General features: G+C 63.5%; 1 protein-coding gene. It reads right to left on the bottom strand.

All coding sequences use genetic code 11. The features are described 5' to 3' along the window. On the bottom strand, window positions 1-241 hold a 241-nt coding region (locus tag ASU23_RS30935), incomplete at both ends, for a TetR/AcrR family transcriptional regulator (protein ID WP_253741560.1).

Genomic DNA, 241 nt, shown 5'->3' with positions numbered 1-241 from the left:
GGCGAAGATCTGCTCTTTGTTGTCGAAGTAGGTGTAGAACGTGCCGGTGGAGCAGTTCGCTTCCTTGGTGATGTCCGTGAGACGGGCGTCGAGATACCCTGCGCGCTCGAACACCGTTCGGGCCGCTGCGACCAGAGAAGCCCTGGTCCGGACGCCGCGGGCAGTCACCGGCAGGTCACGCAGAAGCTCCGTCGCAGCCATGGATGGTGGCGGACGGTCTTCCCAGTTCTCCTGAGGTTCG

Origin of the sequence: Rhodococcus sp. KB6 (genome assembly GCF_001445685.1) — a bacterium.
Taxonomy (GTDB): Bacteria; Actinomycetota; Actinomycetes; order Mycobacteriales; family Mycobacteriaceae; genus Rhodococcus_F; species Rhodococcus_F qingshengii.
The sequence above is the reverse complement of the archived record's forward strand: the minus strand, read 5'-3'. Positions and strand labels throughout refer to the sequence as shown.